3 protein-coding genes and 5 pseudogenes are annotated in these 7,303 nt (G+C 29.0%); 3 read left to right on the top strand and 5 right to left on the bottom strand.

Annotated elements, in window-relative coordinates; genetic code table 11:
- Positions 1-616 (bottom strand): BCCT family transporter (locus tag SH09_RS09650; protein ID WP_200888856.1); only part of this gene is annotated, 616 nt, incomplete at its 3' end.
- 118 nt (positions 617-734) lie between these two features.
- Positions 735-1,393, bottom strand: a pseudogene (locus tag SH09_RS09645) (IS6 family transposase).
- Here SH09_RS09645 and SH09_RS09640 point away from each other — a divergent pair.
- A pseudogene (locus SH09_RS09640) lies at positions 1,387-2,049 on the top strand (agmatine deiminase family protein); the annotation flags it as partial. The pseudogenes SH09_RS09645 and SH09_RS09640 sit on opposite strands and share 7 nt — an antisense overlap.
- A gap of 200 nt (positions 2,050-2,249) precedes the next feature.
- Here SH09_RS09640 and SH09_RS17455 read toward each other — a convergent pair.
- A pseudogene (locus SH09_RS17455) lies at positions 2,250-2,394 on the bottom strand (IS6 family transposase); the annotation flags it as partial.
- A gap of 130 nt (positions 2,395-2,524) precedes the next feature.
- Between SH09_RS17455 and SH09_RS16045 the strand changes: the two are divergent.
- Positions 2,525-3,042: pseudogene (locus SH09_RS16045) on the top strand (protein rep); the annotation flags it as partial.
- Positions 3,043-3,841: 799 nt separating this feature from the next.
- On the opposite strand, the gene SH09_RS09635 reads toward SH09_RS16045, so the two are convergent.
- Positions 3,842-4,324 carry a type III toxin-antitoxin system ToxN/AbiQ family toxin gene (locus SH09_RS09635; RefSeq protein ID WP_042739441.1) on the bottom strand — a complete coding sequence of 161 codons (483 nt, stop codon included), beginning with the start codon at positions 4,322-4,324 and terminating at the stop codon, positions 3,842-3,844.
- A gap of 622 nt (positions 4,325-4,946) precedes the next feature.
- Positions 4,947-5,538: pseudogene (locus tag SH09_RS09630) on the bottom strand (IS6 family transposase).
- A 337-nt stretch (positions 5,539-5,875) separates the two neighbouring features.
- Between SH09_RS09630 and SH09_RS09625 the strand changes: the two are divergent.
- Positions 5,876-7,132 (top strand): MFS transporter, encoded by a 1,257-nt coding sequence (locus tag SH09_RS09625; protein ID WP_042739440.1) that lies wholly within the window; start codon positions 5,876-5,878, stop codon positions 7,130-7,132.
- The last annotated feature ends 171 nt before the right edge of the window (positions 7,133-7,303 follow it).

Genomic DNA, 7,303 nt, shown 5'->3' with positions numbered 1-7,303 from the left:
CCCCGCCAATTGTGGCAAAGACAGAAACAACATCAATAATTGTCCCTAAGGGGCCATCAACTTTATTTCCGAAAATTGGACGTAATGTTTTTGAAATTAATGCAGGTTCATTTTTTCTAAATTGGAAGTAAGCTAACGCTAACGCTACAACACCATATACTGCCCATGCATGGAAGCCCCATTGCATAAATGCCCCTCTTAAAGCTTCTTTATAGGCAGTTGCTGATTGAGGATCACCAGATGGTGGAGATACAAAGTGGCTGATTGGTTCAGCTGCTCCCCAGAACACTAAACCAATTCCCATACCAGCACTAAATAACATCGCAAACCATGAAATTGTATTAAATTCTGGTTTATCTTCTGGTTTACCCAATTTTAATTTTCCGATTGGACTAAATATCAAGAAGACACAGAAGAATATCATTAACGCAACAATAACCATATAATACCAACCAAAGTATTCAGTAATCCAACCAGTAATATTTGTCCCTATTTCATTAAACTGAGTTGGAAATATTGCACCTAACAATACGACGATTGCGGTAATAATAATACTATAGGTAAAAACAAAAGAGAGTTTTTTCCCATTAGCATTATTTTGTTTATTTTCCAAAATGAAAACCTCCTATTTTAAGTATTACAATATAAAAAGTAGTGAATTGCTTTGTATAATATACAAATTATTATAAATTAAATTGGAGTGAAATCCTAGGTATCTTATGAAGAATAGGATATTAATTACGGTTCTGTTGCAAAGTGTGACTAATTTCATAGCACGGCGAAAATCCGTAGATCTGAAGAGACCTACGTTTCTTTTTATATAGCTCATGAATACATTCAATACCTTTGAGTGTATTCTTTGCTGTATTGACGCTTTGATATCTTGTCTTTCTTACTTTAATATGACGGTGGTCTTGCTCAATGAGGTTATTAAGCTATTTAGATGTACAATGACAGTCTGTATTGAGTTTAAAATTTTTAATTAATTTAGATATGGTCACCTTCGTTGAGGGTGCCTGATCTGTAATTATCATTTTGGGTTACCGAATTGTTTAATCAGACGCTTAATAAATGCATATGCTGATTGATTGTCTCTTTTCTTACGCAACCAAATATCTAATGTGTGACCATCTGCATCAATAGCACGATATAAATAACACCATTTTCCTTTTATTTTGATATATGTCTCATCAACACGCCATTTATAATAAGCTTTTTTATGCTTTTTCTTCCAAATTTGATACAAAATAGGAGCGTATTCTTGAACCCAACGATAGACTGTTGAATGATGAACATTAATACCACGTTCTCTTAATATTTCAGCTATATCGCAGTAACTAAGTGCATATCTTAAGTAGTAGCCAACGGCTACAGTTATGACATCTTTATAAATTGGATGATAAAATTGGCGAAGAAATTGAAGCTGTTACAGGTATTGAACGAGTCAAAACAAACGATATAGTTCTTGAAGGTGGTTCAATTGAGTTAGATAGTGATCGTACGATGATTGCAACAGAAAGTGCGATTCTTAATAACAATCGTAATCCTAAAATATCAAACCATGAGTTTGAGTCTTTAATTAATCAATATATGCCTATCGATCATTTTATTTGGTTAAAAGGTCGAAAGAATTGGGATATTACTGATTTTCATATTGATGGATTTGTAAAATTTTTAGATAACAAAACGATAGTTACAATGAAACCTGATGATTTATATGATTGGGGATTGACTGATAAAGATATAGATATATTGATGAGTGCTAAAAATAGAAAAGGTGAGCGATATAATTTTGAATACTTACCATTAACATCTAAGAATGTTAAATTAAATAGTGGGAAAAATTTGAAATATAAAGGTTCATATATCAATTATTATGTAACAAATGAGAAAGTACTTGTACCAAATTATCATGATAAGAATGATAAAGTTGCAAATGAATTCATACAAAAGTTATACCCAAATAAAAAAGTTATTGGCATCGATGTAAGAGAACTATATAAAAATGGTGGTATGATACATTGTGTAACACAACAGGAACCGAAATAATTTAAACGTTCATGAATTGAAAGTAAAAATAAACGTGATATGGCCTCGAACAATTTAACTTGTCCGAGGTCTTTATTTTAAAATTCACTATGGTTACTTTATTTTAGTAGATAAATTAATGTTGAAGTTATATAATTAATGATTTTGTTGCAAGGCCATAAATAGTATAGATTATTATCTTTTAATATGCAGGAATTCTCTTAACTCGCCAGTATATAACTAATTTCGTGGCATGGCGAAAATCTGTAGACCTGAAGCGGCCTAAGTCTTTTATATGCAATTCATAAATAAATTCAATGCGATTAATTATGTTTTTGCTGTGTTGATACTTCGATATTTCGTCCTTAGTTGCTGTAAAATAGGTTCATATTCTTGAACCCATCGATAAATTGTTGGATGATGAATATTAACAACATATTTCAGATAGTATAAAAATATAAATATAGAATTGGCTTTAAATATTTTTTAAAATACAAAAGTGGTGAAAGAAAAGCCAAAAGCACGTTGGTTACTTCTTACACTATCAACACGAAATGCGATAGACGGTGAGCATTTAGAACAAAGTTTAAGACATATATCTAAGGCTTTTAATAAATTAAAAATGTATGCAAAAGTTAAAAAATTTAATTGGATTCTTACGTCCAACTGAAGTAACAGTTAATAAAAATGACGGTAGTTACAATCAACATATGCACGTTTTATTGTGTGTTGAAACAGCTATTTTAAGAATAAAACTAATTATATAACTCGAGAAGAATGGGTTAACTTATGGCAAAAAGCATTACAAGTTGATTATTGACCTGTGGCAAATATTAAAGCAATCAAACCGAATCAAAAAGGTAATAAAGATATTCAAGTAACTATCAAAGAGACCTCAAAATATTTGGTTAAGCATCTGATTTTTAACTGATGATTATGCGGAAACCAAGAAATTGTGAATGATTTGGAAAAGGTTTATACCGAAAATATATATTGAGTTATGATATATTGCTATTTTGACAACTTTAGTTTTAATAGTTTTTATTAAATCTGGGATTGTACAGAAGTACATTGAACAGACAAAAAAAACTAAAAGGCGAAAGTTGTCATTAGAGAATAAGGCAAAAAAGACCACTAGACATTTTGATAGGTAGCTTGTGGAAAAATAAAATAGTATTTTTTAATTAAACTATTTTATTTGTAGAGGATTGCCTTACTTATTTTTAGCAAGCTAATACTCAAAAAATAGTTTTTCACTCTCGATTGGCGTCGAGGGTGTTTTTTATTTACATATACATAATGACATTATAATGATATTGATTTCAATAAATATAATTATAATGGACGGTGTGGAAAGGGGAGGTATTTAGTATATAGATTTAAAAAGTTTTTACTGAGTTATGAAGAATATAATTTTTCAGAAAGAGCTGTTGTAGGTGCTTTGCATACATTAACTGAAATGCTAGAGAATGTTTATAAAATAAAAACTAGAAATGGGGTTTTCTTTTTTATTCGGAAAAAACAGATTAAGTTTTACATTGAGTGTTTTTGCCTTTGTGTTAGGTTTTTCAACTAATAAAAACAACAGTAAGATTAATTGATAAGTTTTTGTTATAGAACTTTTAAATGTTTGTCTCGATATAGATTTTTTATCAAAAAACCAATGAGTTAAAGTACTAATCTTCAAAGGTCATGATAAGAGTAGTACTTATTTTTAATCCATTTAAAAAGCTGATGAAAAGATATAGTGGGTTGATAATGTAACTTATTATATGACTCTCTAATAAAATAATCGTAATATGCTTTTTTGACTTTACTTAATTGAATCAGTTACATATTTTTCTAGTGCTAAGAAATCTACACACATCGATACAATAAATGGTACTTTTTTAATCACAGCATTACTATATACTTTTTGAGCTTTATTCAAGATTCTTTGATTTTCTTGTCTAATGAAAATTAATTGGCTAACTAACAATTTATAATATTCTTGATCATGTTCTTTTATATACTTCATGTCTACTTTAGAAAGATACTTATCAGGTACAGGTATCATATTTAAAAACAATAGGTACCCTAATTTATTTTGGATATTGTTGACTTCAAAAAGTTTTATTGAGAGTTGATTATTAACTTTTTTATTGTCTTTAGGAGAGCTTAAGGGAACAAAATAATTAAGGTTATTAATAGATAATACGACTCCTAAATAAGGACGAGTGGATTTATTGAATAGAACTTTTTCGTCTATATTTCTTAACTTATTAATATAATCTTCATCTACATTATATAATTTCATAATATCTCCTATATAATAAAAATAAAAGCGACCAATTGGTCGCTTTTCAATGTCTACTTATGGCAAGACCTCTCCATTTTTTCAATTCCAACTTTTAGCATGGACTCTCTATTTTTTCAATGTCTACTTATGGCAAGACCTCTCCTATATTCAATTAAAATTATAGCAATATAAAAATTATATGTCAAAACATTAATACTTTTAACTAACTTACACTTAATTTCCCACTTCAATTTTATTTCAGTCTTTTATTATTTCTATTTTTAATTACTTTAAGTCTTACGTCCATACTCTAGTTTAAGAATTTCACCTTGATAGTGCTATGAGTGTATCAGAATTATTAGATGAAAAGACAACAAGATAGGTATGATGAAAGACAAAAGCATTCATCATCAGGTGTAATTATGATGATGACTGTAGTAATAATTCTTGGTTACGGCGGAATAAGAGCCTCACAGATTTTGTCGAAAGTCAAAATATTAAAAAGGTTGAAATGCTTTTTATTTGGTTGTTTATGGGTTGAAATAATTATAAAATCGTATAGTGGAGGAAGATGTTAATATGGGTTCTGTTACAAAGCAAAAAATATAGCTAACCACTAATTTATCATGTCAGTGTTCGCTTAAATTGTTAGCATGATGCTAATTTCATGGTATGGCGAAAATTCGTAGATCTGAAGAGATCTACGGTTCTTTTTATATAGCTCATGAATACATTCAATACCTTTGAGTGTATTCTTTGCCGTATTGATGCTTTGATACCTTGTCTTTCTTACTTTAATATGACAGTGATCTTGCTCAATGAGATTATTAAGATATTTAGATTTACAATGACAGTCTGTATTGAGTTTAAAAATTTTAATTAATTTAGACATGGCCACCTTCGTTGAGAGGGTGCCTGATCTGTAATTATCATTTTGGGTTTACCAAATTGTTTAATCAGACGCTTAATAAACGCATATTTCCTTTTATTTTGATATATGTCTCATCAACACGCCATTTATAATAAGCTTTTTTATGCTTTTTCTTCCAAATTTGATACAAAATAGGAACGTATTCTTGAACCCAACGATAGACCGTTGAATGATGAACGTTAACACCACGTCCTCTTAATATTTCAGCTATATCGCGGTAACTAAGTGCATATCTTAAGTAGTAGCCAACGGCTACAGTTATGACATCTTTATTAAATTGCTTATATCTGAAATAGTTCATGTAGAATGTTCCTTTTTATTAAAATTATACTACATATTTAGCTTTGCAACAGAACCTTAAAACCTTTATTCTGCAGTAACTTAAAAGTTTCTTTAGTAATATAAGTTTTACCTATATCAGTATTTGTACTTGTAATAAATAATTTCATAACGACCTCCAAATTTCTTTTTATTATCAAATATAAGACTGCAGACCCCAATTGTAAACTTTTTTAAATGATTAACAACGCTTTAAACCTAAGTTTAAAGCGTTGTTTTCTTTTGATATTTTATTATGTACAATAAATGATAATTGAGTTAATGAAGCTCAAAACTTTAAATTAAAATGAGTTGAATTTATGAAAAAAAATAAACTGATTTTTGCTGCAGTTATCATTGCTTATACAGCATATTATTTTTTAAGAAAAAATTTTTCTGTAGCTATTCCCTATTTGCAAGATCAAATATCTCAAGATAAATTAGGTTTAATTATGTCTGCTGTCTCATTAGCTTATGGTTTTAGCAACCTCTTAATGGGCTTTTTGACTGATTATATTAATCCGAAAAAATTTTTGGTTTTTGGACTTTTAATTAGTGTCTTAGCTAATTTAGTTTTTGGTTTTAGCCCACTAGAAGATTATGAAATAACTATGTTTATACTTATGTTTATCAATGGTTTAGCGCAAGGGATTGGATATCCTACTTCAAGTAAAATAATCACAAATTATGCGCAAACAAATAAACAGCAAAATACTGTTATTACACTTTGGAGTATGGGTCAAAATATCGGTGGTGGTCTTATGTCACCACTGGCAACTTTAGGAACTCTTTTGATTAGTTTACTTAATATATCTATTATTAGCTCCTACAAGGGTATATTTATCTTTCCTGCTATAATATGTTTGATTTTAACTTGTATATGTTTAATGTTTATATATATTTCAAGAGATAAAGGGGGTTTATCCAAGGAGCTTTCGAATGAAACACAAAAATTCAGCATGAAGCAAGTTAGACAAAATATGTTTGATTTAATGAAAGATAATATATTTATACTACTTCTATTCATAAATATCATAGCGTATTTCATTAGGTATGCTATCTTAGATTGGAGTCCAACAATTTTACATCATAATAAACATATGAACTCTAATTATGCTTCAATTTTATATATGCTTTATGAGTGGTCTGGAATTATAGGAACTTTTATATTTTCAATACTTATTAAAAAGTATAAAAGTCAATGGCATCCTCTTATCACAGTTATATTTATAGTGTTAATTTTAATATCGACTTCTTTATATTTTTATACAAATTTTGATAATAAACTATTAGATTCATTGATCTTTATTCTTATAGGTATGCTCATTTATGGGCCGTTATTATATGTTAATGTAGAAACAATGAATACTTTACTCTCTCAATATATAGGAGCGGCGATAGGAATTTTAGGTTTCGGTGGCAATGTTATAGGGGCATTTTCGGCCAATGCAGCTGTGGGTTATTTAATGAGTTTTTCTTTTCATTATATGTGTTTATTTATTCTACTTTTAGAGGTTATAGGAATTCTATTATGTTTTATTTTATTCAGAAAAAAACAAAGTAGTTATTCCACATAATCCAACTTATTGGCAGTATATATGCTTCATAAGATACAGATGGTATAATAATGGAGTCGCCTATCTCTCAGGCGTCAAGTTGACGTAGAGAGGAGGTGCTATTCATGTTAGATTCCTTGTTAAGTACATTATAACATCATAGTGGTTAGGAATGCAAAATTATAAATTAAT

This window comes from Staphylococcus gallinarum (genome assembly GCF_000875895.1).
Classification (GTDB): Bacteria; Bacillota; Bacilli; order Staphylococcales; family Staphylococcaceae; genus Staphylococcus; species Staphylococcus gallinarum.
This window is presented reverse-complemented; position numbering and strand designations above follow the sequence as displayed.

Excerpts from the sequence above, each read along its gene's own strand:
- SH09_RS09635 (WP_042739441.1), bottom strand. The coding sequence starts at position 4,324 with ATGAAATTATATAATGTAGATGAAGATTATATTAATAAGTTAAGAAAT.
- SH09_RS09625 (WP_042739440.1), top strand. The coding sequence starts at position 5,876 with ATGAAAAAAAATAAACTGATTTTTGCTGCAGTTATCATTGCTTATACA.